A 26427-nucleotide genomic window follows, 5' to 3' on the forward strand; every position below is an offset into this window, starting at 1 on the left:
CTTGCGTGCCGATCAGTTGCTCGTCGAACGCGGCCTCGCCGCTTCGCGCTCGCAGGCCGTCCGCCTGATCGCCGGCGGCTTGCGCTGGCGTGACGGCGCCGACTGGCGCGTCGTCGGAAAGAACCGCGACGAAATCCCCGAAGCGGCCGAGCTCGAACTGCTCGACGCCGCCGAGGCCCGCTACGTCTCGCGCGGCGGCCTCAAGCTGGAAGGCGCGCTGGCCGCCACCGGCATCGACCCGCGCGGCCGGCGTTGCCTCGATGTGGGCCAGTCGACCGGCGGCTTCACCGACTGTCTGTTGCAGCAAGGCGCCGAGCATGTGGTGGGCGTCGACGTCGGACACGGCCAGCTGCATGCGCGCGTGCGCGACGATGCGCGCGTGACCGCGGTCGAGGGCGTCAACGCCCGTACGCTGACGGCGGATGCCTGGGCCTCCGAGTCCGCCGACGATGAAGTCGTCGATCAGGATTTCGGCCTGATCGTCGGCGACCTCTCGTTCATTTCACTCACGCTGGTGCTGCCCGCGCTGGTGCCGCTGCTGGCGCCCGATGGCGACATGCTGATGCTCGTCAAGCCGCAGTTCGAACTGCAGCCGGGCCAGGTCGGCAAGGGCGGCATCGTGCGCGAGCCCGCGCTGTACGCCGTGGTCGAGCAGCGCTTGCGCGATACCTGCGCGGCCCTCGGCCTGCGCGTCGTGCGTTGGCTCGACAGCCCGATCGAGGGCGGCGACGGCAACCACGAGTTCTTCATCCATGCTGTTCATGCGGACGGCCAACCAGGAGCCGGCCGTGCGCCTTCCGCTGAGCTTTGAATTCTTTCCGACCAAGACGCCCGAGGGCGCGGTCAAGCTGCGTGCCGTGCGCCAGCAGCTCTACGCGCAGGAGCCCGAGTTCTGTTCCGTGACCTACGGCGCCGGCGGCTCCACGCACGAAGGCACCTTCGGCGCGGTGCGCGAGATCCTGTCCGAGGGCGTGGATGCAGCCTGCCATTTCTCCTGCATCGGGGCCACCAAGGCGACCGTGCGCGAGCAGCTGGCCGAGCTCAAGGCGATGGGTGTCAAGCGCCTGGTCGCGTTGCGCGGCGACCTGCCCAGCGGCTACGGCCTGGGTGGCGAATTCCACTACGCGAGCGATCTCGTGGCCTTCATCCGCGAAGAGACCGGCCGCGATTTCCACATCGAGGTGGCCTGCTATCCCGAAGTGCACCCGCAGGCGCGCTCGCCCGAGGCCGACCTGCAGGCCTTCGCGGCCAAGGTGCGCGCGGGCGCCGACTCGGCGATCACCCAGTATTTCTTCAGCGCCGAGGCCTATTGGCGCTTCGTCGACGAGGCGCGTGCGCTGGGGCTTTCGACGCCGATCGTGCCCGGCATCATGCCGATCACGAGCTCGACGCAGCTGATGCGCTTCTCGGACGCCTGCGGCGCCGAGATTCCGCGCTGGATCCGCTTGCGGCTGCAGAGCTTCGGCGACGACACGGCATCGATCAAGGCCTTCGGCCTCGACGTCGTCGCGGCCTTGTGCGAACGCCTGTGCGCAGGCGGCGTGCCCGCGCTGCATTTCTACACGATGAACCAGTCGGTGGCCACGCTCGGTGTGCTGCAACGGCTGGGCTGGGCTGCATGACATTGCGCAGCGGCCTGGCGGCGCTGCTCGCGGCCATGCTGCTCGCGGCCTGCGCGGTGCAGCCGGCGTCGCAGGGCGATGCGGCAGGCGGCGCGCCCCAGGGTCGGTTGCGACCGCTGGCGAAGCAGCCGGCCCTGCCGCCGGGCGCGCCGCCGCGCTCCGCGGTGCCGTCGGTGCGCTACGAACTCGCAGTGTCGGGTCGCGGCGAACTGGGGCCCGACGACGGCATTCCGGGCGACGAGGGCGGGCGCGAGATCTTCGAGCGCGGCGGCGCTTCCTGGTACGGCATCCAGTTCCACCAGCGGAAGACCGCGAGCGGCGAGCGCTTCGACATGACTGCGCTCACCGCGGCGCACAAGACGCTGCCGTTCAACACGCGTGTCTGCGTGCGCAGCCTGGTCAACGGGCGCGAGGTGCTGGTGCGCGTCAATGATCGCGGGCCCTACGCCTCGGGCCGCATCATCGACCTGAGCCGCGCCGCGGCCGAGGCCATCGGCATGCTCGGGATGGGCATCAAGACGGTGGCGCTGTCGATCGCGGACCAGGAGACCGACCGCTGCGGCGGCACCGAGGTCGGGCCGGCGGAGGTGCCTCTCCAGGCTGCCCAGGATCCGGCGCCCAGCAAGCCGACGCGAAAAGTCCCGCCCCGCAAACGCCGCTAAATTGCATCGGCCGGCGCAGCCAGGCCCGTTCGTGAAACACCGCGGAACCGGCTTCGCCGGGCCGCTGGTGTTGCCCCCGGCAGGGGGTGGGCGCCCGACACGAAGTGCGGGCAACCTGGGGGCGAGCCCCAGCTACCCGCCGCTGTCGAGCGAAAAAGCGGCGTTCCGGTCCTGCGCCAGCCGCTCGGCCATCTGGGGCAGGGCGGCCGCCAGCAGCGGCTTCAGCGTGTAGGGCGGATTGATCAGGAACATGCCGCTGGCGGGCAGGCCCGGCCGGTGCGTGGCGCCCGCCGCATCGGTCGTGATCTTGCTCGACTTGACCGTCAGCGTGGCGTGCAGCCACGACTTGCCGGCCTTGGTGGCCATGGTCTTGAGCCGGCGCGGCAGGTCGTGCGCTTCCGGCCTCGGGATGATCGGGTACCAGACGGCGTAGGTGCCGGTGGCGAAACGCTTGAGCGCCTCGGCCACGAAGTCGAGCACCCGGGCGTAGTCGCTCTTGATCTCGTAGCTCGGGTCGCACAGCACCAGTGCGCGGCGCGAAGGCGGCGGCAGGAACTTGGTGGCGCTGCCGAAGCCGTCGTCGCGCAGTACCGAGATCTGGCGCCCGGCCTCGAGCTGGGCGATGTTGGCGTCGAGCGTGCGGGCGTCGGTCGGGTGCAGTTCGAACAGCTTGAGCTTGTCGTGCTCGCGCAGCAGGTGATGCACGATGAAGGGCGAGCCCGGGTAGACGCGCGCGCCGCCGTTGGGATTGAAGTCGCGGACCACCTCGAGGTAGCGCGCCAGGGCGTCCGCGAGCGGGGCCTGCGTTTCGGCGGCGGGCTTTTTCGGCGTTTTCCTGGCGGGTGACGCGCCCGGCACGGGTGCCGGTGCGGCCTTGGCGGGCGCCAGCAGCCGCAGGATGCCCTCGGCCGCTTCGCCGCTGGTGCCGGCGTAGTCCCCGTCGAGGCGGTAGAGGCCGGCGCCGGCGTGCGTGTCGACCACGGTGAGCGCTGCCTCTTTTTCGAGCAGATGGTCGAGGGTGGCAATCAGCACCGTGTGCTTGAGCACGTCGGCGTGGTTGCCGGCGTGGAAGGCGTGGCGGTAGCTAAACATCCCTGGATGGTAACGGTCTGGCCGCCCGATATGGGGCCCGATTGCGTCTGAGGGGTGATTCTTCGTATAATCGAGGGCTTCGCAGCGCTTTTGTGGCCCCGCGGCGAAGGAAAAACACCACCTAAGAGATTCCCGCCAGAGGAACGCCGACCGTGGAAAAGGGCCCGCCAAACCCTCTTTCAAAGAGAAACTCATGACCAAAACGTTCAGCGCCAAGCCCGCTGACGTGACGCACGAGTGGTTTGTGATTGACGCGACCGACAAGGTCCTCGGACGAGTAGCCAGCGAAGTTGCTCTCCGTTTGCGCGGCAAACACAAGGCCATTTACACGCCTCACGTCGATACCGGTGACTTCATCGTCATCATCAACGCAGCCCAGCTGCGCGTCACCGGCGCCAAGCCGATCGACAAGGTGTACTACCGTCACTCGGGCTACCCGGGCGGCATCACGGCCACCAACTTCCGCGACATGCAAGCCAAGCACCCGGGGCGCGCCCTGGAAAAGGCCGTCAAGGGCATGCTGCCCAAGGGCCCGCTCGGCTACGCGATGATCAAGAAACTCAAGGTGTACGGCGGTGCAGAGCACCCGCACACCGCCCAACAGCCCAAAGTGCTGGAACTGTAAGGAGCCTTGAGAATGATTGGTGAATGGAACAATGGCACCGGCCGTCGCAAATCCAGCGTCGCCCGCGTGTTCATCAAGAAGGGCACCGGCAAGATCACGGTCAATGGCAAGGACATCCAGGCTTATTTCGGCCGGGAAACCTCCATCATGATCGCCAAGCAGCCGCTGTTTCTGACGAACAATGTCGAAGCTTTCGACATCATGATCAACGTCGCTGGCGGCGGTGAATCGGGTCAGGCCGGCGCGGCGCGCCACGGCATCACCCGCGCGCTGATCGACTACGACGCGACGCTCAAGCCGGTGCTGAGCCAGGCCGGCTTCGTGACGCGCGATGCGCGTGAAGTCGAGCGTAAGAAGGTCGGTCTGCATTCCGCACGCCGCCGCAAGCAGTTCTCGAAGCGCTAAGGCGTTTTGGGCTTACCTCTTGCAATGTCAAGAAACCGCCTTCGGGCGGTTTTTTGTTGGTTGAAGTAGCATTCGTCGATCGGCCGCACTATTCGGCCCCACAGGAGTCCTCTCACAATGAGCGCCGTTGCAGAAACCATCCAGACCCCGGCCATGATGCCCGAGCCGATCGTCTTCACCGACAGCGCGGCCGCCAAGGTCGCCGACCTGATCGCCGAAGAAGGCAATCCCGACCTCAAGCTGCGCGTGTTCGTGCAGGGCGGCGGCTGCTCGGGTTTCCAGTACGGATTCACCTTCGACGAGATCACCAACGAAGACGACACCACCATGACCAAGAACGGTGTGTCGCTCCTGATCGACGCCATGAGCTACCAGTACCTGCTCGGCGCCGAGATCGACTACAAGGAAGACCTGCAGGGCGCCCAGTTCGTGATCAAGAACCCGAACGCCACCAGCACCTGCGGCTGCGGATCGAGCTTCTCGGCCTGATCGCCCGGCGCGTGCCGGCTCCTGCCGTCCGCGCCCCGGCCCCGAAGCCGCCTCCGGGCGGCTTTTTGCTGCCCGCTCCACGCCCCGCATGAATCCTTCCGAATCCCCGCGCAAGAGCCTCCTGTGGCTGGTGGCCGTCGGCTTCTTCATGCAGACGCTGGATGCCACCATCATCAACACCGCGCTGCCGGCGATGGCGGCCAGCCTCGGCGAGAGCCCGCTGCGGATGCAGTCGGTGGTGGTCGCCTATGCGCTCACGATGGCGATGCTGATTCCGGCTTCGGGCTGGATCGCCGACCGCTTCGGGACCCGGCGGGTCTTCTTCTCGGCCATCGTGCTGTTCGTGATCGGCTCGGTGCTGTGCGCGCTGTCGCGCGGCATCGGTCAACTGGTCGCGGCCCGTGTCGTGCAGGGCATGGGCGGGGCGCTGCTGCTGCCGGTCGGGCGGCTGGCGCTGCTGCGTTCCGTGCCGCGGGCCGAGTTCCTGGCGGCGATGAGCTTCGTCGCCATACCGGGGCTGATCGGCCCGCTGATGGGGCCTACGCTCGGGGGCTGGCTGGTGCAGTACGCGTCCTGGCACTGGATCTTCCTGATCAATGTGCCGGTGGGCGTGGCCGGCTGCATCGCCACGCTGTATTTCATGCCCGACCTGCGCGGCGCGCTGCAGAGGCGCTTCGACGGCGTGGGCTACGCGATGCTCGCCTTCGGGATGGTGGCGGTCTCGCTGGCGATCGACGGCGTGTCCGGCCTCGGCCTGCGCGGCGTCGGCGTGATCGTTCTGCTGATCTTCGGTTTTGCCAGCATCACGGGCTACTGGCTGCATGCGGTGCGGCGGCCCGACCCGCTGTTCGAGCCTGCGCTGTTCGGCATTCCGACCTTGAGCATCGGGTTGCTCGGGAACCTGTTCTCGCGCCTGGGCAGCGGCTGCATGCCCTTCCTGGTGCCGCTGCTGCTGCAGGTGTCGATGAACTACTCGCCGCTGAAGGCGGGGCTCATGATGCTGCCGATCGCGCTGGCAGGGATGGCGATGAAGCGCTTTGCGACGCCGCTGATCCTGCGCCATGGCTACCGCCGCGTGCTGGTGGTCAACACGGCGCTGGTGGGCCTGACGATGGCCAGCTTCGGGCTGGCCACGCCGGGCCAGCCGGTGGCGCTGCAGATCCTCCAGTTGCTGGTCTTCGGCGCGGTCAATTCGCTGCAGTTCACCGCCATGAACACGATCACCTTGAAGGACCTCGACGGCAGCATGGCCAGCAGCGGCAACACGCTGCTGTCGATGGTGCAGATGCTCGCGATGAGCATGGGCGTGGCGGCGGCCAGCGCGGTGCTCGGCGGCTACACCGAGGTGTTCGGTCACGCGACCCCGCTGGACACCCTGCACGCATTCGAGGCTACTTTTGCGAGCATGGGCCTGATCACGCTCGCTTCGGCGCTGATCTTCTGGCATCTGCCGCCGGAAGCACGAGCGGTGCAGCCGGCGCAGCCCGAGGTCTCGGGGCAGGGCTGATCAGGCGGGGTAGATGGCGCCGAGCACGCGGGGTCCGCGCGCGCCGGTCACGCTGGCCAGGTTGCCGGCCTCGCCGTTCAGCGTGGCACGCGCCAGCCAGGCGAAGGCGGCCGCCTCGACCTCCTGCGGCGGCAGGCCGCGTTCGGCGGACGACACCACTTCGACCGCCGGCAACAGGGCGCGCAGGCGCGCCAGCAGGTGCAGGTTGAGCGCGCCGCCGCCGCAGACGACCAGCGTCTGGCTGTCGGCGCCGTGGCGCTGCAGGTGCGAGGCGCAGGTGCCGGCCGTGAGTTCGGCCAGCGTCGCCTGGACGTCGGCGGGGCTGGCCTGGGCGGTGCTCAGGTGCGAGGCCAGCCAGTCGGGATGGAACAGGTCGCGGCCGGTGCTCTTGGGCGGCGCCTTGGCGAAATAGGGCTCCGACAGCAGCCGTGCCAGCAGGTCGGGCAGCACCCGGCCGCTCGCCGCCCACTGGCCACCGGCGTCGAAGGGCTGGCCGATGTGGGTCTGGCACCAGTGGTCGAGCAGGGCGTTGCCGGGCCCGCAATCGAAACCCAGCACGGTGCCGCTGCCGGCCGGCAGCAGGCTCAGGTTGGCGATGCCGCCGAGGTTCAGCACCGCCACCGCCTGGTCGTCGCGGGCGAACAGGGCCCGGTGAAAGCCCGGCACCAGCGGAGCGCCCTGGCCGCCGGCCGCCAGGTCGCGGCTGCGGAAATCGGCCACCACCGGGATGCCGCTGAGCTCGGCGATCAGCGAGGCGTTGTTGATCTGAAGGGTGTAGCCGACCTCGTCGAACTCGCCGGGCCGGTGCCGGACCGTCTGGCCGTGGGCGCCGATGGCGGAGACGGCGCTCGCCGGCAGCCCGGCATCCTCCAGCAACTGATGCACCACGCGGGCATAGACCCGGGCCAGCCCGTTGCCGGCCAGGGCGGCGCGGTGCAGTTCGTTGCTGCCGGGCGTATTGAGCGCCATGAGTTCGGCGCGCAAGCCCATCGGGAAAGGTGCGGCCGCGTAGCCCTGCACGGCGATGCCGCCGTTCGAGAAATCCGCCAGCACGCCGTCGACGCCGTCCAGCGAGGTGCCCGACATCAGGCCGATGAACAGTTCAGCCATGGTGCGGGTCGGAAGGAAGCTTGGGCCTTGCCGCCGCGCCGTCAGTCGGCGCTGGCCTGGACCACCGAGAAAGCGGCCGACAGCTCGGTGCGGGTGGCGATCGCGAGCCGCTCGAAGGCGGGACGCGAGGCCGCGGTGATCGGAACGCCGCCGTCCTGCTGAGCGATCTTGGCCGGGTCGTGGTACTCGCCGTTCACCCGGAACTCGAAGTGCAGGTGCGGGCCGGTGGCCCAGCCGGTCGAACCCACGGCACCGACGGCCTGGCTCTGGCTGACGCTCTGGCCGACCTTGACGTCGATGCGGCTCAGGTGCGCGTAGGCGGTTTCCTGGTTGTTGCGGTGCTTCAGGATCACGATGTTGCCGTAGCCGCTCTGCGTGCCGGCGAACTCGACCGTGCCGTCGCCGACCGCGCGCACCGGGGTGCCGGTGGGGGCCGCGAAGTCGATGCCGTGGTGCTGCCGCCAGCTGTTCAGGATCGGGTGCATGCGCATCGCGAAGCCGCTGGTCACGCGCGAGAACTCGACCGGCGAGCTCAGATAGGCGCGGCGCAGGCTGTCGCCGTTGGGGCGGTAGTAGCCGCCCTTCTGGCCGGGCTCCTGGAACCACAGCGCCTGATAGAGCTTGCCGTTGCTCTCGAACTCGGCCGACAGCACGCGCCCGGTGCGCAGCGTCTGGCCATCGGCCTCGAGGGTCTCGTAGACCACCGCGAAGCGGTCGCCCTTGCGCAGCGAGCGGAAGTCGACGTCGCCGGAAAAGATGTCGGCCAGCTGGCCGGCGACCGCATCGGGGATGCGGGCGTCGTCCGTGGCTGCGAACAGGGAGGTGCGCACGATGCCGCTGGCGAGCCGGGAGCCCTGCGCCAGGACGTCGGCTTCGGTGCGAGCCCGGAAGCCGGTGGGGGTCTTTTCGACCACCATCCGCTTGAAGCCGCCGTCGCCGTCGGGAATCCAGCGGGCGCTGAGCTTCTTCAGCGCGTTTTCCTGGGTTGCCTCGGCGGTCACGGTGCGGCCGGGCCGGCTCAGCAGCGCGGCGCGTGCCTCGGCATTGCCGCGCACGAAGGCGGCCGCGTCCGGGTCGGCCAGACCCAGGCGCTGCAGCAGCGCCTCGGCGGTGTCGCTCGAACGGGTGATTTCGGTCCGGAACAGGGTGAAGGTGTGGGCGTCCAGCGCCTCGAGCTGGTCGGCAAAGGAGGTGGCAGGCGCCACGGCCTCGAAGACCTGCTTGACGGGGAGCTCGGCCGCATCGGGGCCGAGGGAGGCGACGGCGAAGGCACCGCCGCCGGCGGACAGCAGCAACGCGGCGATCGCAGCCGTGATCTGCTTGGGGTAGGTCCGGAATGTGTGAGCCACGCGCGAAGCAATCAGCTCCTCGGCGGCAAGAATGCCGTTGATCAAACTTCGAATTCCAGCTCAGGTTCTGCAAATCCGTACTGCGAGGGCCGTGTCGGACGGGCGGCAGGACGGTGCGTTCACAGCGCCGCTTAGAATCCGGCGCTTGGAAAAGTCGGGCTGAGTATAGCTTCGGCCATAGATAAATCAGGCAATAAGCCCAATGAACCCCGCTTTTGTTACAACCACAAGTCTGTCTGACGGCGTAGGACAGGCTCTCGAAATTTCACTCCGTGGAACTGACGAGCTGCTTCCCCAGGACGAGTGGGTGCGCAAGCTCCAGCGGTCCGAAGCGACCGGCGCGCCGCTGCGCATCAAGCTGGGCCTGGACCCGACCGCGCCGGACATCCACATCGGCCACACGGTGGTGCTCAACAAGATGCGCCAGCTGCAGGATCTCGGCCATACCGTGATCTTCCTGATCGGCGACTTCACCACCACCATCGGCGACCCGTCCGGCCGCAACAGCACCCGGCCGCCGCTGACCCGCGAGCAGATCGAGGCCAACGCCCAGACCTACTACAAACAGGCCAGCCTCGTACTCGACCCCTCGAAGACCGAGATCCGTTACAACTCCGAGTGGAGCGACCCGCTGGGCGCGCGCGGAATGATCCAGCTGGCGGCCAAGTACACCGTGGCGCGGATGATGGAGCGCGACGACTTCAACAAGCGCTTCAAGGCCGGCCAGTCGATCTCGGTGCACGAGTTCCTCTATCCGCTGATGCAGGGCTATGACTCGGTGGCGCTCAAGTCCGACCTCGAACTCGGCGGCACCGACCAGAAGTTCAACCTGCTGGTCGGCCGCCACCTTCAGCAGGAATACGGCCAGGAGCCGCAGTGCATACTCACTATGCCGCTGCTGGAAGGGCTCGACGGCGTCGAGAAGATGTCGAAGAGCAAGAACAACTACATCGGCATCAGCGAGGAGCCGAATACCATGTTCGCGAAGGTGCTGTCGATCTCCGACACCCTGATGTGGCGCTGGTACACGCTGCTGAGCTTCAAGTCGCTGGCGGAGATCGCCGCCCTCAAGGCCGAGATCGATGCTGGGCGCAATCCGAAGGATGCCAAGGTGGCGTTGGCCAAGGAGATCACCGCCCGCTTCCACAGCGCCGCGGCGGCCGAGGCGGCCGAGCAGGATTTCATCAACCGCAGCAAGGGCGGCGTCCCCGACGAGATCCCCGAGGTCGCGCTGGCCGGCGCCCCCCTGGGCATCGCCCAGTTGCTCAAGCAGGCCGGCCTCGCCCCGTCGACCTCCGAGGGCAACCGCCTGATCGACGGCGGCGGCGTCCGCGTCGACTCCACCGTGATCAGCGACAAGGCGCTCAAGCTGCCGCAGGGCACCTACGTCGTCCAGGTCGGCAAGCGCAAGTTCGCCAAAGTCACCCTGACCTGAGAGCTGACCGACCGGACAGGGGCCGGCGCAGCCCGGCCCCCGTTGGTGAAACACCGCGGAACCGGCTCCGCCGGGCCGCTGGTGTTGCCCCCGGAAGGGGGTGGGCGGGGCTACACGAAGTGAGCCCCAACCTGGGGGCGAGCAACAGCTACCTTACTTCGATGGTGACCCGGCGGTTGCGCGGCTCGTCGACTTCGTCGGCCGTGCGCACCGCCAACTCGCGTTCGCCGCGGCCCACGGCCTCGATGCGATTCGGCGGGAAGTCGCGCGCCAGGAAGAGCTGCCGCACTTGCAAGGCGCGCGTGAGCGACAGGTTGTCGTTGCGCGCCAGCGTGCCGACCGTGTCGGTATGGCCCGTGACCACGATCTCGCCGCCGCTGCGCGCCAGGGCGGCGGCCAGTGCCTCGTTCATGGCGACCTGCGACGCCGCGGTGAGCACGATGCCGCCGGCTTCGAAATACACGGTGTAGCGCTGCGCCGGCGGCGGCATCAGCTCGAAGAGCAGCTTGTTGTCGCGTTGCAGGCGGTCGGGGTCGACCTTGTCGACCGTCGGCGCACCGTGGGCGCCCCGCTTGGTCGTCGCGCGTTCGTAGGGCTGAGACAGCGTCTCTTCACCGTCCTCGGTGCGCACCAGCACGGCGGACGGCTTGCCGTCGGCCTGGGGCAGCAGCACCACGCGGGTACCGGGGGAGGAGCAGGCTGCAAGGAGGGCGGAAGAAGCAACGGCGAGAAGAAGGAGAAGACGGCGGACTGTCACGGCAGCGGATCCGCCTCGACGATGAAATCGGTGCCGCGGATGCCGATCACCGCGGTTTGCGTCTCGACGCGCACGGCATCGGGGTGGTTCCTGCCGATGAGCCCGGTGACCATCCGCAGGGTCCCGCGCAGCAGCGAGACCAGCATGCCGCCGTCCTGAGTGGTCGAGTCGAAATGGAACTGCTTGAGGTCGAGCCGCGACGACGGGCCGACCACCAGTGTCGTGCCGTCGCGCAGCACCACGCTGGCGCCCGAGTCGGCTCCGGTCTGGAGGCGGTCGATGGGCGCCACGGCGTCGCCGGCGCTCACGGCCCGCTGCTTGCCATCGCCACTGAGCAGCTGGACGTCACCGCGCACCGATTTCACGATGCCGGCGCGTTCCTCGCTTGGCGTGGGCTTGGGCGCTTCGGCCGAAGGGGGGCTGCCTGCACTTGTCTGGGCCGCCGCGCCGGAGACGGCAAGGGCGAGGCCGTACAGGACCATGGTTGACTTTTTATTCACGAACACACTTCCGCAACGATTGGTGACGTTGCGGCCGATGGTACGCGAGGGCGCCGGACCGCGATAATCCCGCAGCGCCGCGTCTGCGCCATTGTTCGCATTTTGCTTTCCCGTTACCTTTCATCCCTTGAAATTCGCCGCGCTGAGTCCTGCCCAACTGCTCCGGGCGTCGATCGGGGTCGCCGTGGTCACGATCCTTCTCAAGGGCGCGGCAGGCTACGTCACCAACTCCATGGGGCTGATCTCGGACGCCATGGAGTCGTTCGTCAACCTTGCCAGCGCGACCTTCGCGCTGGCGATGGTCACGGTCGCCGCGCGGCCGGCCGACGAGGACCATCCCTACGGCCATCACAAGGCGGAGTATTTCTCGTCGGGCTTCGAGGGCATCCTGATCATCGGCGCGGCCATCGCCATCATCTGGGTGGCGGTGCTGCGCCTGCTGTCGCCGCAGCCGCTGGAGCAGCTCGGCTGGGGGCTCGGGCTGTCGATCCTGAGCTCCGCCTTCAATGGCGCGCTGGCCTTCGTGATGTTCCGGGCGGCGCGCACGCACCGCTCGATCGCGCTCGAATCCGATGCCCGGCACCTGGTCACCGATGTCTGGACCTCGGCCGGGGTGGTGGTCGGCATCGTCGCGGTCGGCCTGACCGGCTGGCTCTGGCTCGACCCGGTGCTCGCGATCGGCGTGGCGCTGAACATCGCGCGCGAGGGCGTCAAGCTGGTGTGGCGGTCTTCCCAGGGGCTGATGGACGAGGCGCTTGATCCCGAATCGCTGGCCTTGCTGCATGCGACGCTCGAGCGCTTCGCGGCCGGCGTTCCCGAAGGCGCGCAGCTGCGCTTCGACGACATCGTCACGCGGCGTGCGGGCCAGCGGCGCTTTGCCGACCTGCACATGCATGTGCCGGGCGCCTGGTCGCTGCAGCGCGCCGCGGGCCTGCGCGACGGGCTCGAGAAGGCCTTGATGGACGCTGTGCCCGGTCTGCGCGTGACGATCCAGCTGCTGCCGCTGGGCATGGAAGCGCGCGCCACGCGGAAGGAAGCGACGCCGTGAAGGCGCTGCTGCAGCGCGTGGCGGGCGCCCGGGTCGAGATCGCGGGCCGTACGGTTGGGGCCATCGACGCCGGGCTGCTGGTGCTGCTGTGCGCCGAACGCGGCGATGGCGACGCGCTGGCCGACCGCTTGCTGGCGAAGATCCTGAAGCTGCGGATCTTCGCGGACGATGCCGGCAAGATGAACCGCAGCCTGCAGGACGTCGGCGGTGGCCTGCTGGTGGTCAGCCAGTTCACGCTGGCTGCCGACGCGAGCGGCGGCAACCGCCCGAGCTTCACGCAGGCCGCACCGCCCGACGAAGGGCGGCGGCTCTACGAGTACTTCGTGGCCCGGGCGCGCGATGCGCATCCGGTGGTGGCGACCGGGGAGTTCGGCGCCGACATGCAGGTGCACCTGGTAAATGATGGTCCGGTCACCATCCCGCTGCAGATTCAGTAGGGGTTCCTGATCCCAAGGCGCGCGAGGATCTCGATCTCGTGGGCTTCCATGGCCTCGGCGTCCGCCTCGCCGGTCTCGTGGTCCCAGCCCTGCGCATGCAGCGTGCCGTGCACCAGCAGGTGGGCGTAGTGCGCGGCCAGCGTCTTGCGCTGCTCCTTCGCCTCGCGCGCCACCACCGGCGCGCAGAGCACCAGGTCGGCCATCACGACCGGGGACTGCGCGTAGTCGAAGGTCAGCACGTTGGTCGCGTAGTCCTTGCCCCGGAACTCGCGGTTGAGTTGCTGGCCCTCGTCGGCGTCGACGATGCGCACCGTGATCTCGCCGTCGGCGTCGAGTGCGTGGCGGATCCAGCGGGTGACGCTGTGGCGTGGCAGCGCGGTGCGATGGCGTTCGACGCCCTTGAAGCGGGCGAACTGCAGCGACAGGGAAAGATTCGCGAGCGCCATGTCAGTGGGCCGTGCGTTTGCGCGAGTTGTCGTAGGCGTCGACGATCCGTGCCACCAGCGGGTGCCGCACCACATCGGCGCTCGTGAATCGCGTGATTGCGATGCCGTTGACGCGCTTGAGCACCCGCTCGGCGTCGATCAGCCCGCTGGGCTGGGTCTTCGGCAGGTCGATCTGGCTGACGTCGCCGGTCACCACCGCCTTGGCGCCGAAGCCGATGCGGGTCAGGAACATCTTCATCTGCTCGATCGTGGTGTTCTGTGCCTCGTCGAGGATCACGAAGGCGTTGTTGAGCGTGCGCCCGCGCATGAAGGCCAGCGGCGCGATCTCCAGCGCGTTGCGCTCGAAGGCCTTCTGCACGCGGTCGAAGCCCATCAGGTCGTAGAGCGCGTCGTACAGCGGCCGCAGGTAGGGGTCGACCTTCTGCGTCAGGTCGCCGGGCAGGAAGCCGAGCCGCTCGCCGGCCTCGACCGCGGGCCGGGTCAGCACGATGCGCTGCACCGCGCTGCGCTCCAGTGCGTCGACCGCGCAGGCCACGGCGAGGTAGGTCTTGCCGGTGCCGGCCGGGCCGATGCCCAGCGTGATGTCGTGGTTGGCGATGTTGTCCAGGTAGACGCTCTGGTTCGGCGTGCGCGCGCGCAGGTCGGTGCGCCGCGTGGCCAGCAGGACGGCGCCGTCCTCGGCCTCGGCCATCGCGCCATCGCTGGCCAGGGTGAGCTGGACCACCGCCGGATCGATGGTGCGCTGCGCGATTTCATAGAGCGCCTGCAGCACCTCCAGGGCGCGCTGGGCGTTGACCTTGGGGCCGTCGATCTTGAACTGTTCGTGGCGGTGCGCGATCTTGACGTTGAGGGCTTCCTCGATGCGCCGCAGGTGCGCGTCGAGCGGGCCGCAGAGGTGGCCGAGGCGCGTGTTGTTGGGCGGGGCGAAGGTGTGTCGCAGAATCACGCGGATTTCATTTCAAAAGCGAGAAGGGCACTCATGATAGGCAAACTCACCGGCATCCTGGCCGAACGCAACCCGCCGCAGGTGGTGGTGGACTGCAACGGCGTCGGCTACGAGGTCGATGTGCCGATGAGCACCTTCTACAACCTGCCGGGTGCAGGCGAGCGGGTGTCGCTGCTGACTCATTTCGTGGTGCGCGAGGATGCGCAGATTCTCTACGGCTTCGGCACGGCGCAGGAGCGCGCCGCCTTCCGGCTCCTGATCAAGATCTCGGGCGTGGGGCCGCGCATGGCGCTGGGCGTGCTGAGCGGGCTGAGCGTGGGCGAGCTGGCGCAGGCGATCACGCTGCAGGAGGCCGGCCGGCTGGTGAAGATCCCGGGCATCGGCAAGAAGACCGCCGAGCGGCTGCTGCTCGAGCTCAAGGGCAAGCTGGGCGCGGACATCGCGGTGCCCGCGCATGCCGCCACCGACGCGCAAGCCGACATCCTGCAGGCGCTGGTCGCGCTCGGCTACAGCGACAAGGAAGCCGCGGCCTCGCTCAAGGCGCTGCCGAAGGACGTGGCGGTGGGCGAGGGGATCAAGCTGGCGCTCAGGGCACTGGCGAAGTAGCGCTGCGCGGCCGGCGCCTTCACGGCACCCACCAGTAGCGCAGCGCGTGGAAGTACACGGGCGCGGCGAAAACCACCGAGTCGAGCCGGTCCAGCATGCCGCCGTGGCCTTCGATCATGGTGCCCCAGTCCTTCACGCCGCGGTCGCGCTTGATCGCGGACATCACGAGGCCGCCGAAGAAGCCCATGACGCAGACGGTGAGCGCCATCAGCGCGGCCTGCCAGGGGTTGAAGGGCGTCGCCCAGTACAGCGCCGCGCCCAGCGCGGTGGCACTCAGCACGCCGCCGACCAGGCCCTCCCAGGTCTTCGACGGCGAGAGCTCCGGCGCCACCTTGCGCCGGCCGAAGAGCTTGCCCCAGACGTACTGCAGCACGTCGCTGCCCTGCACCACGATCACGAGGAAGGCGATCAGCAGCAGGTTGCGGCCCTCGAAGCCGGGAATCTGCAGCGTGAGCAGCGCCGGCACATGGCTGATGCAGAACACGCAGACCATCAAGCCCCATTGCACCTTGGACGTGCGTTCCAGGAAGCGCTTGGTGTCGCCGCCGATGGCCGCGAGGATAGGCAGCACGAGAAAGGCGTAGACCGGGATGAAGATCGCGTAGAGCCCGTACCAGTCGATCCAGATCAGCAGGTACTGCACCGGCAGCACGATGAAGAAGGCCGCCGCGATCGCATGGTGGTCGCCGCGCCGGGTGTAGGCCAGGCTCATGAATTCGCGCAGCGCATAGAAGGAGATCAGGTAGAACAGCACGATCACGCCGCCCTTGCCGAAGGCGAAGGCGATGCCGATCACGGCCACCATCACCCACCAGGCGTTCACGCGCGAGTTCAGGTTGTCGATCACCGAATGCGGCTGGCCGTGCGCGACCCGCCACTTGAGCAGCGCGCCGATGGCCGACGCCAGCAGCAGCACGCCCGCGACGCCGCCGAACAGCGTCAGCGTGGTCTGGGAGGAAGGGGATAAGTTCATGGCGCCGGGTCTTCCGCTTTGTCGTATTCGGGGCGCAGGTCGAGCATCGCGGCGCGCGCCCTGGCGATGAAGGCGGCCTTGTCCTCGCCGTCCGCCAGGCGCAGCGGCGTGCCGTAGCGCACCGTGCAGGCCAGCGGGATCGGCACCAGCGTGCCCTTGGGCAGCACGCGCTTGAGGTTCTCGATCCACACCGGCACCAGCCGCACCTGCGGGAAGGCGCGCGCGAGGTGGAAGAGCCCGCTCTTGAGCGGCAGCAGCGTCTCGTCGCCGGTGTTGCGGGTGCCTTCGGGGAACATGATCAGCGAGTCGCCCGAACGCAGCGCCTCGGTCATCTGCTCGACCGGGTTGGGCGTGCCGCCGCCCGCCGCGCCGCCATCCCTGCGGATCATCAGGGCGTTGAAGACGTCCTGGCCGATGAAGCGGCGCAGCGCCGATGCCTCCCAATAGTCCTGTCCGGCCACCGGCCGCGTGAGGGCCCGGAGGTCCGGCGGCAGCGTGGCCCACAGCAGCACGAAATCACCGTGGCTGGTGTGGTTGGCGAAGTAGAGCGTCTGCTCGGCCTTGGGCGTGCTGCCGGCCCAGATGGCGCGCACGCCGGTCAGGAGCCGCGCGAAGACCACGATCAGCCGGGCCGAGGCGATGGCGGCGAGCTTGCGCGGGCCCCCGGAGGGGGAAGAACTCATGGACACTCCTTGGGGATCGGCGGCGCTCGTGCTCAGTCCTGCAGCACGAGCGCCAAGATGAAGACGACCGTCTGCGTGGCCACCACGATGCCGTGGCGCTGCATCAGCTGCCGGGTGCCGAGGACGCGGTCCGGGAGCGGCCGCGTGGCGTCGGCGGCGCGTCGCAGGCCCAGCTTTTCGAGCGCGCCGTCGAGCGCCGGCAGGGTGGCGATGGCGCCGTGCGCCAGCCCCTCGAACAGCGTGGCATCGAGATGCAGGCGCAAGGCCAGGTAGCGTTCGGCCAGCCCGAAGAGGCCGACCAGGGCGAAGGCGGCCCAGGCCACGGCCGGCAGCGAACGCCCGGTCAGGGCCAGCACCACGCCGGAAATCACCGAGAGCGCGAGGCCCCACGACGCGATCGCGGCGCTGGCGCGCAGCAGGCCGGCGGTGGCAACGCACAGGGCGCGGTCGCTGTCATTCATGGCGTGCACGGCCTCCGGCGGACAGTTGTTCGAGCACGGCGATCCAGCCCGCGCGCAGCACGATCTGTGGCCGCGCGCGGCGCACCGCCTCGTGCGCGCCGGCGAGCGTGCCCTCGGCGCCGTGGAGCCCGAGCCAGCCGACCACCGAGGCCGCACTGCGCGAGAACCCGAGCGCGCAGCAGACCCACACCGCCCGGCCGGCGCGGCGTTGTCCCTCGATCACCGCGACCGCCCGGCGCAGGCGCAGCGCCGACGGCACCACCAGGTCCAGCATCGGCACGCAGCGCGCATGCGGCACCTGCGGCAGCTGCAGTTCGGCGCACAGGCTCACGAGCCGGGGTTCGCCGGCGGCGCGCCACTCGGCGACGGTCGGCCGGCGGCCCAGCCGCAAGCCGGGCGCGACCTCGACCGATGCCGGCAGCCGTCGCGTCCAGAGCCGGGCGTTGAGGGCGGCGCCGAGCCGGTAGGGCGCGAACAGCCAGCGTGCCGCCCAGTGCATGCGGCCCTGCCGGTCCATCCGGAAGCCGCGCGCGCCCAGGCCCGCGTAGTTGAGCGCCACCAGGGCCAGCGACAGTGCTGCCCAGCTCAGCCACAGGGCGCTGCCGTGCACGCCCAGCGCGACGGCCAGGCAGAGCAGGGCGCCCGCGGCGTAGAAGCCCGCGAGCTTCCAGCGCTGCGGATCGCGCGCCAGCCGCCACGCGCGCGGCAGTGCGACGACGCGCTCGAGCGGCCACAGCCAGACGCACAGCAGGCCCAGCAGGGCACCGGTCGGGATGTCGATGAAATGATGCTGCCAGGTGGTCAGCACCGAGGCGCAGATCGCGAAGGCCCACAGGTGGAGCACGGCGCGCGCCCAGCGCGAATGGATCAGGCGGCGGTACCAGTCCCACAGGATCACGGCCAGCGCGATGTGCAGCGAGGGGGCCTGGTTGAAGGGCTGGTCGAAACCGCGCAGCGCGTTGAACAGCAGGGCGGGGGCGCCTTCGACCGTGGGCTGTCCGAAGCTGAAGTGCAGCGGCCAGAGCACGAAGCAGCTGACCGCGACCGCCTGCGCGGTGAGCAGCCGCGCCGCGTGCCGGTCCAGCGTGTGGCGGTCTTTCGCGAGAAAGAGCGAGAGCGCGTAGAAGGCGTTGATGGTCCAGTAGGGGAAGATGGTCCACGGCCAGAAGGGCGTGCCCCGCTCCCATTCGAAGACCAGCGCGGGGACGTGCGCGCGCGTCGCGGCCCACCAGTTGGCGAAGCCGTAGCTGATGTAGAAGAGCGGGCCGAGCAGGGCCAGCCACGCGGCGGCGCGTTTCCACAGGCGTGGCCGCGTGCCCGCTTTCATGGCGTCGTGCGCACGGCCAGCGACACCGTGAAGATGCCCCATTCGTCGACCCGCTGGGCGATCTTGCGGAAGCCCGCCTGCGCGACCAGCTGGTCCATTTCGGCCTGCGTGCGGCGGCGCATCACCCAGGCCTCGCCCTGCCGGTGGCTGGTGAGCGCCCGGGCGATCATCTCGAGCTGCGGATGCCAGGGCTGCCCGGTGTAGACCAGGTAGCCGCCTTCCTCGACCGCGTCGCCGACGCCGGCCAGCGAGCGGGTCACCAGCGCGTTGTCGGGGAACAGCTCGTAGAGCCCCGACACCACCGCCAGCGTGGGCCTCGGCCGCACGCCGGCGAGGCTGGCGCGGTCGAAGGCGTCGGCCTGCACGAACTGCGCGACGCCTTCCAGCCCCTTCTCGGCGATCAGCGCGCGGCCGTCGCGCACGTTGATGTCGCTGTAGTCGCGCAGCAGGATCGACGCGGCCTCGACCGGACTGGCCGACACCGCGTCGAGCACGTAGCGGCCATGGCCGGCCGCGATGTCCATCAGGCGCACCTCGCGCTGCTGTCGCGCCAGCAGCGCCATCGCTTCGCGCAGCAGTTCCTCGACATGAAGCTTGCGCTGCCGGATGCCGCGCCAGCCGATCGAATCGAGGTAGGTCCGGTCGATCGAGCGGCCGAGCGGCCCGGCACCCGCGGCCTCGTTGCGATAGACGTAGTCGAGCGTGCTGCCCGAGTCGAAGCCGGTGTCGTGTCCCAGCTTGACGCCGCGCGACAGCAGTCCGCCGAAGCGCAGGCCGGCGCGCGTCAGGGCCCAGTAGGCGCCTCGCGGCGACAGCGGCGACAGCGGCCGGGCCAGCGCCCGCGATTCGTCCGCCGTGTGGCCTTGCAGGTGCGCCGCGCGCAGGTCCACGGGCGGCGCCGGGGCATCGAACAGCTGCAGCACGAAATCGCGGATGGCGCGCACCGCGGGCGCGCGCTCCTTTTCGCCCAGCGTGTCGTGGAAGAAGCCGGGCAGGACCATCTTCGTCTTCACGGCACTGCCGAGGCGCTCGAAGAAGCGGTGCTGCGGCTCGTGGTGCACCACCCAGTCGGCGCCCGAGATCAGCAGCTGCACCGGCAGCGTGATGGCGTTGGCGTCCGCCACCACGCGGTCGGCCGCTTCGTAGAGGCCGAGCAGGATGTTCACCGCGATCGGCCGCGAGATCAGCGGGTCGCTCTCGTAGCTCGCGATGCGTTGCGGGTCGTGCGTGAGGAACTTGGCCTTCACGTAGCTGTTGACGAAGAACAGGCCGCGCAGCTTGTGCATCAGCCCGAGGCCCGCGCGCGCGAAGGGCACGTAGAGCTTGACCTTGAAGGCCGGCGAGGCCAGCGTGAGCCCCCGCACCTGGGGGGCGTAGTCGTGCGCCCAGGTGGCGACCAGCACGGCGCCCACGCTCTGCGCGATCACATGGATGTCCGCCGGCGCGACGCCGTGCGCGCGGCCGATGTGCTCGATGAAGGTCTGCACGTCGCGCACCGAGGTGGCGAAGCTCGGGCTGTAGCCGCGCGGGCCGGGCGACTTGCCGTGGCCGCGCGCGTCCCAGGCGAAGAAGTCGAAGTCGGGCAGCGCGAGTTCGTCGACCAGGTGCGCCATCCGGGCGCCGTGCTCGTGGCCGCGGTGGAACAGCACGATCGCGCCGCGCCGCGCGGCGCCGGTGGCCGGCCAGTGGCGGTAGAACAGCGGGACGCCGTCGTGGGTGCTGAATTGTTCTTCTCGGGGCACGCGCGGGTCGGTCATTCGGATTCCTGGATCAGTGACTGGGTTTGGCGCCGGCTTCCGCGAGGGCGCGGCGGATGCGGTTGCCGATGGTCCATGCCACCCCCGCGGCGAGCAGCGGCATGAGCCACGAAGCCCAGGCCGGCAGCGGCAGGCCCAGCGCCACATAGAGCCCCAGCGCACCGAAGACGAAGGCCCGGTCGCTCTTGCCCAGCGGGCCGTCGTAGCGGCGCGAGGCGCCGACGGTCGGGCCCAGGGCACCGGCGAACTCGCTCATGCCGGCCAGCACGATCACGGTGCCGACCCAGAACGGGCTGAACGGCGCGACCAGGGCGAAGGGAAGATAGAGGGCTGCGTCGGAGATCACGTCGGTCAGCTCGTTGAGGAAGGCGCCGAGGGCGCTTTGCTGGCCGTGCTCGCGCGCCAGCATGCCGTCGACCGCGTTGAAGGCCATGCGCAGCAGCATCCACAGCGGAACCAGCGCGAAGGCCGCAGCGGGCGGGGCGGCGAAGAAGAGCCAGAGCCCCAGCGCCACCGACACCGCGCAGGCCGCGACCGTGACCTGGTTGGCGGTCGCGCCGGCGGCGTGCAGGCGCCCGACCAGCGGCCGCAGCAATGCCTGAAACCTCGGCTTCAATTCATAGATCGACACGCTGGGGGATCCCTCCTGGTCGCGCATTCTGCATGAGCGAGGCGGCTTGCCGCACCGTGGCGGACCCTCGTGCGGCCGTTCGGCCGACTAAACTGTTCCTTCAGCCTATCGCCCCATGACCATCCAGACCGACGACTTCGCCCCGGCCCCGCAACGCGTGGTCTCCGCCGCGCCCGCCTCGCCCAATGAAGAGGCCATCGAACGGGCGCTCCGGCCCAAGCTGCTCGACGAATACGTCGGCCAGGCCAAGGTGCGCGAGCAGCTCGAGATCTTCATCGGCGCGGCGCGCCACCGCGCCGAGGCGCTCGACCACGTGCTGCTGTTCGGCCCGCCCGGGCTCGGCAAGACCACGCTGTCGCACATCATCGCGGCCGAGCTCGGCGTCAACCTGCGCCAGACCTCGGGCCCGGTGCTCGAGAAGCCCAAGGACCTGGCGGCGCTCCTGACCAACCTCGAGCGCAACGACGTGCTCTTCATCGACGAGATCCATCGCCTGTCGCCGGTGGTCGAGGAAATCCTCTACCCGGCGCTGGAGGACTACCAGATCGACATCATGATCGGCGAAGGCCCGGCCGCGCGCAGCATCAAGCTCGACCTGCAGCCCTTCACGCTGGTCGGCGCCACCACGCGCGCCGGCATGCTGACCAATCCGCTGCGCGACCGCTTCGGCATCGTCGCGCGGCTCGAGTTCTACACCGCCGAGGAACTGGCGCGCATCGTGCGGCGCAGCGCCGGCCTGCTGGGCGTGCCGACGGACGACGAAGGCGGCCTCGAGATCGCGCGCCGTTCGCGCGGCACGCCGCGCATCGCCAACCGGCTGCTGCGCAGGGTGCGCGACTATGCCCAGGTGAAGAGCGACGGCCGCATCACGATCGATGTCGCGCACAAGGCGCTGGCGATGCTCGACGTCGATCCGCAGGGCTTCGACCTGATGGACCGCAAGCTGCTCGAGGCCGTGATCCATCGCTTCGACGGTGGCCCGGTCGGGCTCGACAACATCGCCGCCAGCATTGGCGAGGAGTCCGGCACCATCGAGGACGTGATCGAGCCCTACCTGATCCAGCAGGGCTATCTGCAGCGCACGCCGCGCGGGCGCATCGCCACGCTGGCGGCGTACCGGCACCTGGGGGTGGCGCCGCCGCAGCGGGACGGGGACATGTTCGGCAGCTGAGCTTTCTTCAGTCGCCGTTCGCAGCTTCCCAGGCTTCGAAGCGCGGAAGTTCGAACGCCGTGACCCCCGGCGCCGGCCCGGTGAAGGCCTCGATCTCGACCAGGCACGACTGCGCGGCGCAGCCCTGCGACAGGCGCGATGCGCCGATGTCCTGGGTCAGCACGTTCGGGTTGCCATGCTTGTCCAGCGTGTCGGGGTCGCCCGGCGTCACGGGGTCCCACCAGGCGCCGGTGGCCATGCGCACCACGCCGGGCATGACCGCGTCGCTGACCCTGGCGCCGGCCAGGCAGGCGCCGCGCGCATTGAACAACCTCACCAGGGCGCCATCGGCGATGCCGCGCCGGGCCGCATCGTCCGGATGGATCACCACCGGCTCGCGTCCCGCCACCTTGTTCGATCGGCTGTACGACGAGAAGTCGAGCTGGCTGTGCAGCTTGGTGTGCGGTTGATCGGAGATCAGGTGCAGTTGCCAGGGGCTGGCGGTCTTGGCACCCAGCCATTCGCGCGGTTCGCGCCAGACCGGATGGCCGGGGCAATCGTCGTAGTCGAAGCCGGCGATGCGCCGTGACTGGAGCTCGATGCGCCCGCTCGGCGTCGACAGCGGATGGGCCTGCGGGTCGGCCCGGAAGTCCTCCAGCATGACCAGCGGCCTGGACGCCGAGGCGACGCGAAACTCGCCGGCACGCCAGAAGTCGTCGAACGGCGGCAACTCGACGCCCACCTTCCTCGCGCGCGTGGCCGACTCGTCGTACAGATGGCGCAGCCATTCGCCCGCGTTGCGCCCTTCGGTGAACTCGCGTTCGGCGCCGAGCCGCTGCGCGAGTGCGCTGAAGATCGCGTAGTCGTCCCGTGCCTGGCCGGGCGGCGGCAGCACGGCCTTCATTGCCACCAGCAGCGGCTCGCGGGTCGCGAAGCCGATGTCGTCGCGCTCGAGCGTGGAGGTCGCGGGCAGCACGATGTCGGCCATCTTGGCGTGGGCGTTCCAGACCTGTTCGTGCGCCACGATGGTGGCGGGCTTGCGCCAGGCGCGGGCCAGACGGTTCAGGTCCTGGTGGTGATGGAAGGGATTGCCCCCGGCCCAGTAGATCAGTTCGATGTCCGGGTAGACATGGCGCTGGCCGTTGTAGTCGAAGCCCTGGCCCGGGTGCAGCAGCATGTCGGCGATGCGCGCCACCGGGATGAAGGCGCGCACCGCGTTGCTGCCTTGCGGCAGGGTCGGGCCCGGGTACTTGGTGTGCGGGCTGCCCATCGTGTTGGCCGGACCGTAGGCGACGCCGAAGCCGCCGCCGGGCAGGCCGATCTGGCCCAGCACCGAGGCCAGGCCGACCGCGGCCCAGAATGGCTGCTCGCCATGCTCGGCACGCTGCAGCGACCACGCCACGTTGATGAAGGAGCGCGTATCGGCCAGTTCGCCGGCCAGACGGCGCAGGTACTCGGCGGGCACGCCGGTGATCGGCGCGGCCCAGTCGGCGTCCTTCGCGATGCCGTCGCGGCGGCCCAGCAGATCGTCGGCCCAGTGCTCGAATCCGACGCAGTGGCGGCCCAGGAACGACGCGTCGTGGCGGCCCGCGCGCACCAGCTCGCAGGCCAGCGCGAGCAGCGCCGCGGTGTCGGTGTTGGGACGGATCGGCACCCATTCGACGCTGCCCTCGGGCGCGTCGAAGTTGTCTCGTACCGGGCTGAAGTTGACCATCCGGCAACCGGCCGCGGCCAAGCCAGCGAGCCCCGGGCGCAGCCGGTGCTCGGCGGGGCCGCCGGCACTGACCTGCGCGTTCTTTGCCGGGATGCCGCCGAACGAAACCAGGAGCCGGGTGTGCTGCTGCATCACGTCCCAGCCGTGGTGGTGACCCATCAGCTCCTCCATCGACGCGACGATGTGCGGCATCAGCACGCGCGCCGCGCCCAGGCTGTAGCTGTCGACGCTGCGCACATAGCCGCCGATCGTGTTGAGCAGCCGGTGCACCTGGCTCTGCGCATGGTGGAAGCGGCCCGCGCTCGACCAGCCGTAGGAGCCGCCGAATATCGCCTCGTTGCCGTACCGTTCGCGCACGCGCCGCAGTTCGCCGGCGACCAGATCCAGCGCGTGTTCCCATTCGATCTCGACGAAGGCCTCGCGGCCGCGCAGCTCGGGGCGCGCACCGGGGCCCTCGCGCAGCCAGCTGCGGCGCACCGCGGGCCGCTGAACGCGCAGCGGCGAGCGGTAGGCATCCCACATCGCGAGGCCGATCGGCGAGGGATCCGGATCTTCGGCCAGCGCCCTGAGTCCGCTGGGCTGGCCTTCGCATCGCTGCACTTCGTAGACGCCCCAATGCGCCGAGGTCAATTCACGCTTTTGTCTCATCGGGTTGCGGACTCCAAAACATGTCGTTCGGACTCCGATCCTAGAGAGTTCTGCGATTCGGACTCAATGTTCTGATATATGGAAATTCAACGCCAGGCCGGCAATGCGGCGCGAGCGCCCAGCCGCTTCGAGATCTGCGCCGCGGCCTCGACGATCAGCGGCGAGAACACCTTGAGCTGCGCCGGCTTGAAGCGCTCCTTGGGGCCAGACAGTCCCAGTGCCGCCACCACGTTGCCGCTGACGTCCGTGACCGGCGAGGCGATGCCGTACACGTTCTCGTTCCACTCGCCCTTGTTCACCGCGAAACCCTGGATGCGGATGCGCGCCATCTCCTGCAGGAACCTGGCCGGATCGACGACGGTGGTGGCGGTGCTCGGTTCGAGCGACTGCGCCAGACGCTCGAGGGTGGCCGGCGGGCGAAAGGCCAGCATGGCCTTGCCGGTGGCGACGCAGTGCGCCTTGGCCCGGCCGCCGATCTGGGTGTAGGCCCGGACCGGGTTCGGGCTGTCGAGCTTGTGCACGTAGACCACTTCCTCGCCATCGAGGACCGACAGGTGGACCGTCTCCCGGGTCTGCGCGAGCAACTGGTCCATGACCTGCTCCGCATGCAGGCGCAGATCGAGCTTCGACAGGACCGCGGAGCCCAGCTCCCAGAGCTTGATGGCGGCCATGTACCTGCCGCTGCGTTCGTCGCGCACGATGTAGTGCGTGTCGGTCAGGGCCTGCAGCAGCCGGTGCACGTTGCTCTTGGCCAGGTCGAGTGCCGCGGCGATCTCGGTCAGGCCCAGCGCCTTCTCGCTGTGGGCCAGCAGCTCGATGATGGACAAACCTTTGACGAGTGTGTTGTTCATTGTCCTGGGCCCTTGGGACTTGTCCCAATTGGAGTTTCGTAATTTGCAAATTATAAAACCGTAGTTCCATTTCATGGAAACTGTGAAAACATTCGGGTTGAGCCGAGTGCGCCGAACTTCCCGAGGAATCAACTATCTATGACTGCCAGTCTCGTCGTGGGGGCGATCAGCCCCGAAGCAACTCGGTTGGCCGCCGATCGGCTCGGCGCGTTGCTGCACGGCAGCCGCTGCGGCGAAGTGGTGCGCGAACTGGCGCCGCCCGATCCGGGCGGCGAGGATGCGCGGCTGCCGGCGCGGCGCAAGACATCGCTGCTGAACTTCACCAGCCTGCTCGAGATCGCGGCCGTCGAGAGCGGGCGCAGCCACCTGGGCCTGGACATGGCCCAGGCCGACTCGCCGCACGAGACCGGCATCGTGAGCGACCTGTTCGTCTATGCATCGACGGTCGGCCAGGCGCTCGAAGACCTGGTGCGCTTCTTCCCGGTCATCCAGACGGGCACCTCGGTCCGGCTGGTGCGCGAACACGGCATGGCACGCTTCGTCTACGGCATTCAGGACCCCAGCATCGCCGACCGCTTGCAGGACGCGGCATACACACTCGGCAAGGTCTGCCGGTCGCTGCGCCGCGCGACGGGTGACGCCTGGTTCCTCGAGCGCGTCACGATGGGCATGAAGGCGCCGCGCTCGCTGCAGGCCTACACGCTTTTCTTCCGCGCACCCGTGGTCTTCGATGCCCAGGCCACGGCCCTGTGCTTCCCCGAGTCGCTGCTGGCAATGCCGATCCGGACCGCCGACGCCGCGCGCTATGCGCGTTTCTGCGAGCGCATGGCCCGGTCGTTGCCCGCCAGCGAAGACCCTGGCCTGCTGGAGGACGCGCTGCGCGCCTGGATGAAGCATGCGGCGCGCAAATGGGACGCCACGCTGGAGCACGCGGCGGCGGATTTCGGCATCACGCCGCGCACGCTGCAGCGGCGGCTCAAGGACCTGAACATCAGCTTCCTGGACCTGCGCGCGCAGGTCCGCATGGAGACGGCGCGCCGCATGCTGGTCGACAGCCGGCTGCCGGTGACCCGCATCGCCGAGCAACTCGGCTTCAGCGAGCCCAGCGCGTTCACGCGGGCCTTCCGCAGCTATGCGCGGCAGAGCCCGCGCGCGTTCCGCCAGGCGGCGCTCGCGCCGGTGTGAGAAGAGCGCGC

Annotated in this window: 28 protein-coding genes; 13 read left to right on the forward strand and 15 right to left on the reverse strand. The window is 69.3% G+C overall.

The window, feature by feature from the left end; all coding sequences use genetic code 11:
- Window position 1 precedes the first annotated feature (1 nt).
- Genes AB4Z46_RS11405 through AB4Z46_RS11415 form a run of 3 tightly spaced genes read left to right on the forward strand, consistent with a single transcriptional unit; the run spans window position 2 to window position 2284 of the window.
- Entirely contained in the window at window positions 2–811 is an 810-nt protein-coding gene (locus AB4Z46_RS11405) for a TlyA family RNA methyltransferase (protein WP_442283609.1), read from the forward strand.
- The gene (gene metF, locus AB4Z46_RS11410) at window positions 789–1622 is read left to right on the forward strand and encodes a methylenetetrahydrofolate reductase [NAD(P)H] (RefSeq protein WP_442283610.1); all 834 of its coding nucleotides are present in this window, start codon (window positions 789–791) and stop codon (window positions 1620–1622) included. The genes AB4Z46_RS11405 and metF overlap by 23 nt, the downstream gene beginning before the upstream one ends.
- Window positions 1619–2284 (forward strand): septal ring lytic transglycosylase RlpA family protein, encoded by a 666-nt coding sequence (locus tag AB4Z46_RS11415; RefSeq protein WP_442283611.1) that lies wholly within the window; start codon window positions 1619–1621, stop codon window positions 2282–2284. The genes metF and AB4Z46_RS11415 overlap by 4 nt, the downstream gene beginning before the upstream one ends.
- A 132-nt stretch (window positions 2285–2416) precedes the next feature.
- Here the strand turns inward: AB4Z46_RS11415 and AB4Z46_RS11420 are convergent, their stop codons facing one another.
- Entirely contained in the window at window positions 2417–3376 is a 960-nt protein-coding gene (locus AB4Z46_RS11420) for a 23S rRNA (adenine(2030)-N(6))-methyltransferase RlmJ (protein WP_442283612.1), read from the reverse strand.
- A 193-nt stretch (window positions 3377–3569) separates the two neighbouring features.
- On the opposite strand from AB4Z46_RS11420, the gene rplM reads away from it, so the two are divergent.
- The 4 genes from rplM to mdtD all read left to right on the forward strand — a co-directional run bounded on the left by rplM (window position 3570) and on the right by mdtD (window position 6402).
- Window positions 3570–4001 carry a 50S ribosomal protein L13 gene (gene rplM, locus AB4Z46_RS11425; protein WP_015867439.1) on the forward strand — a complete coding sequence of 144 codons (432 nt, stop codon included), beginning with the start codon at window positions 3570–3572 and terminating at the stop codon, window positions 3999–4001.
- 12 nt (window positions 4002–4013) lie between these two features.
- On the forward strand, window positions 4014–4406 hold the full coding sequence (gene rpsI, locus AB4Z46_RS11430; RefSeq protein ID WP_214681933.1) for a 30S ribosomal protein S9: 393 nt from the start codon (window positions 4014–4016) through the stop codon (window positions 4404–4406).
- A gap of 117 nt (window positions 4407–4523) precedes the next feature.
- Window positions 4524–4895, forward strand: coding sequence for an iron-sulfur cluster insertion protein ErpA (erpA, locus tag AB4Z46_RS11435; RefSeq protein WP_442283613.1), 372 nt, complete (start codon window positions 4524–4526; stop codon window positions 4893–4895).
- Between the two features lie 88 nt (window positions 4896–4983).
- The gene (mdtD, locus tag AB4Z46_RS11440) at window positions 4984–6402 is read left to right on the forward strand and encodes a multidrug transporter subunit MdtD (RefSeq protein ID WP_442283614.1); all 1419 of its coding nucleotides are present in this window, start codon (window positions 4984–4986) and stop codon (window positions 6400–6402) included.
- Here mdtD and AB4Z46_RS11445 read toward each other — a convergent pair whose 3' ends face one another.
- Together AB4Z46_RS11445 and AB4Z46_RS11450 are read right to left on the reverse strand one after the other, a co-directional pair.
- A complete protein-coding gene (locus tag AB4Z46_RS11445; RefSeq protein ID WP_442283615.1) occupies window positions 6403–7512 on the reverse strand; it encodes an anhydro-N-acetylmuramic acid kinase in 1110 nt (369 codons plus the stop codon).
- 41 nt (window positions 7513–7553) lie between these two features.
- Window positions 7554–8906 (reverse strand): peptidoglycan DD-metalloendopeptidase family protein, encoded by a 1353-nt coding sequence (locus AB4Z46_RS11450; protein ID WP_442283616.1) that lies wholly within the window; start codon window positions 8904–8906, stop codon window positions 7554–7556.
- 157 nt (window positions 8907–9063) lie between these two features.
- Here AB4Z46_RS11450 and tyrS point away from each other — a divergent pair, with 157 nt between their 5' ends.
- Entirely contained in the window at window positions 9064–10296 is a 1233-nt protein-coding gene (tyrS, locus tag AB4Z46_RS11455; protein WP_442283617.1) for a tyrosine--tRNA ligase, read from the forward strand.
- A 148-nt stretch (window positions 10297–10444) separates the two neighbouring features.
- On the opposite strand, the gene AB4Z46_RS11460 is transcribed toward tyrS, so the two are convergent.
- Both AB4Z46_RS11460 and AB4Z46_RS11465 read right to left on the reverse strand, forming a co-directional pair.
- Window positions 10445–10972 (reverse strand): OmpA family protein, encoded by a 528-nt coding sequence (locus AB4Z46_RS11460; protein ID WP_442283618.1) that lies wholly within the window; start codon window positions 10970–10972, stop codon window positions 10445–10447.
- Between the two features lie 77 nt (window positions 10973–11049).
- Window positions 11050–11553, reverse strand: a complete 504-nt coding sequence (locus tag AB4Z46_RS11465; RefSeq protein WP_442283619.1) for a FecR family protein — start codon at window positions 11551–11553, stop codon at window positions 11050–11052.
- A 127-nt stretch (window positions 11554–11680) separates the two neighbouring features.
- Between AB4Z46_RS11465 and AB4Z46_RS11470 the strand changes: the two genes are divergently transcribed.
- On the forward strand, window positions 11681–12601 hold the full coding sequence (locus AB4Z46_RS11470) for a cation diffusion facilitator family transporter (protein WP_442283620.1): 921 nt from the start codon (window positions 11681–11683) through the stop codon (window positions 12599–12601).
- On the forward strand, window positions 12598–13038 hold the full coding sequence (gene dtd, locus AB4Z46_RS11475) for a D-aminoacyl-tRNA deacylase (RefSeq protein WP_442283621.1): 441 nt from the start codon (window positions 12598–12600) through the stop codon (window positions 13036–13038). Before AB4Z46_RS11470 ends, dtd begins: the two co-directional genes overlap by 4 nt.
- Here dtd and ybeY read toward each other — a convergent pair.
- Both ybeY and AB4Z46_RS11485 read right to left on the reverse strand, forming a co-directional pair.
- A complete protein-coding gene (ybeY, locus tag AB4Z46_RS11480) occupies window positions 13032–13484 on the reverse strand; it encodes an rRNA maturation RNase YbeY (RefSeq protein ID WP_442283622.1) in 453 nt (150 codons plus the stop codon). The genes dtd and ybeY overlap by 7 nt on opposite strands.
- Before the next feature lies 1 nt (window position 13485).
- The gene (locus tag AB4Z46_RS11485; protein WP_442283623.1) at window positions 13486–14430 is read right to left on the reverse strand and encodes a PhoH family protein; all 945 of its coding nucleotides are present in this window, start codon (window positions 14428–14430) and stop codon (window positions 13486–13488) included.
- Between the two features lie 33 nt (window positions 14431–14463).
- On the opposite strand from AB4Z46_RS11485, the gene ruvA reads away from it, so the two are divergent.
- Entirely contained in the window at window positions 14464–15036 is a 573-nt protein-coding gene (gene ruvA / locus AB4Z46_RS11490) for a Holliday junction branch migration protein RuvA (RefSeq protein ID WP_442283624.1), read from the forward strand.
- A gap of 19 nt (window positions 15037–15055) precedes the next feature.
- Here the strand turns inward: ruvA and AB4Z46_RS11495 are convergent, their stop codons facing one another.
- Genes AB4Z46_RS11495 through AB4Z46_RS11520 form a run of 6 tightly spaced genes read right to left on the reverse strand, consistent with a single transcriptional unit; the run spans window position 15056 to window position 20868 of the window.
- The gene (locus tag AB4Z46_RS11495) at window positions 15056–16009 is read right to left on the reverse strand and encodes a phosphatidate cytidylyltransferase (protein WP_442283625.1); all 954 of its coding nucleotides are present in this window, start codon (window positions 16007–16009) and stop codon (window positions 15056–15058) included.
- Entirely contained in the window at window positions 16006–16692 is a 687-nt protein-coding gene (locus tag AB4Z46_RS11500) for a lysophospholipid acyltransferase family protein (protein ID WP_442283626.1), read from the reverse strand. The genes AB4Z46_RS11495 and AB4Z46_RS11500 overlap by 4 nt, the downstream gene beginning before the upstream one ends.
- Before the next feature lie 32 nt (window positions 16693–16724).
- Window positions 16725–17153, reverse strand: a complete 429-nt coding sequence (locus AB4Z46_RS11505; RefSeq protein ID WP_442283627.1) for a hypothetical protein — start codon at window positions 17151–17153, stop codon at window positions 16725–16727.
- Window positions 17146–18480, reverse strand: coding sequence for a phosphatase PAP2/dual specificity phosphatase family protein (locus AB4Z46_RS11510; protein WP_442283628.1), 1335 nt, complete (start codon window positions 18478–18480; stop codon window positions 17146–17148). The genes AB4Z46_RS11505 and AB4Z46_RS11510 overlap by 8 nt, the downstream gene beginning before the upstream one ends.
- A complete protein-coding gene (locus tag AB4Z46_RS11515; protein ID WP_442283629.1) occupies window positions 18477–20237 on the reverse strand; it encodes a bifunctional alpha/beta hydrolase/class I SAM-dependent methyltransferase in 1761 nt (586 codons plus the stop codon). The genes AB4Z46_RS11510 and AB4Z46_RS11515 overlap by 4 nt, the downstream gene beginning before the upstream one ends.
- 13 nt (window positions 20238–20250) lie before the next feature.
- Window positions 20251–20868, reverse strand: coding sequence for a CDP-alcohol phosphatidyltransferase family protein (locus tag AB4Z46_RS11520; RefSeq protein WP_442283630.1), 618 nt, complete (start codon window positions 20866–20868; stop codon window positions 20251–20253).
- Between the two features lie 115 nt (window positions 20869–20983).
- On the opposite strand from AB4Z46_RS11520, the gene ruvB reads away from it, so the two are divergent.
- The gene (gene ruvB, locus AB4Z46_RS11525) at window positions 20984–22039 is read left to right on the forward strand and encodes a Holliday junction branch migration DNA helicase RuvB (RefSeq protein ID WP_286370084.1); all 1056 of its coding nucleotides are present in this window, start codon (window positions 20984–20986) and stop codon (window positions 22037–22039) included.
- A 7-nt stretch (window positions 22040–22046) separates the two neighbouring features.
- On the opposite strand, the gene AB4Z46_RS11530 is transcribed toward ruvB, so the two are convergent.
- Together AB4Z46_RS11530 and AB4Z46_RS11535 are read right to left on the reverse strand one after the other, a co-directional pair.
- Window positions 22047–24380, reverse strand: a complete 2334-nt coding sequence (locus tag AB4Z46_RS11530) for a molybdopterin guanine dinucleotide-containing S/N-oxide reductase (protein ID WP_442283631.1) — start codon at window positions 24378–24380, stop codon at window positions 22047–22049.
- Between the two features lie 86 nt (window positions 24381–24466).
- On the reverse strand, window positions 24467–25231 hold the full coding sequence (locus tag AB4Z46_RS11535; protein WP_442283632.1) for an IclR family transcriptional regulator: 765 nt from the start codon (window positions 25229–25231) through the stop codon (window positions 24467–24469).
- Between the two features lie 138 nt (window positions 25232–25369).
- On the opposite strand from AB4Z46_RS11535, the gene AB4Z46_RS11540 reads away from it, so the two are divergent.
- Window positions 25370–26416: an AraC family transcriptional regulator ligand-binding domain-containing protein gene (locus tag AB4Z46_RS11540; RefSeq protein ID WP_442283633.1), complete on the forward strand. Its 1047-nt coding sequence runs from the start codon at window positions 25370–25372 to the stop codon at window positions 26414–26416.
- Window positions 26417–26427 lie beyond the last annotated feature (11 nt).

Origin of the sequence: Variovorax sp. M-6, from assembly GCF_052114385.1 — a bacterium.
Taxonomy (GTDB): domain Bacteria; phylum Pseudomonadota; class Gammaproteobacteria; order Burkholderiales; family Burkholderiaceae_C; genus Variovorax.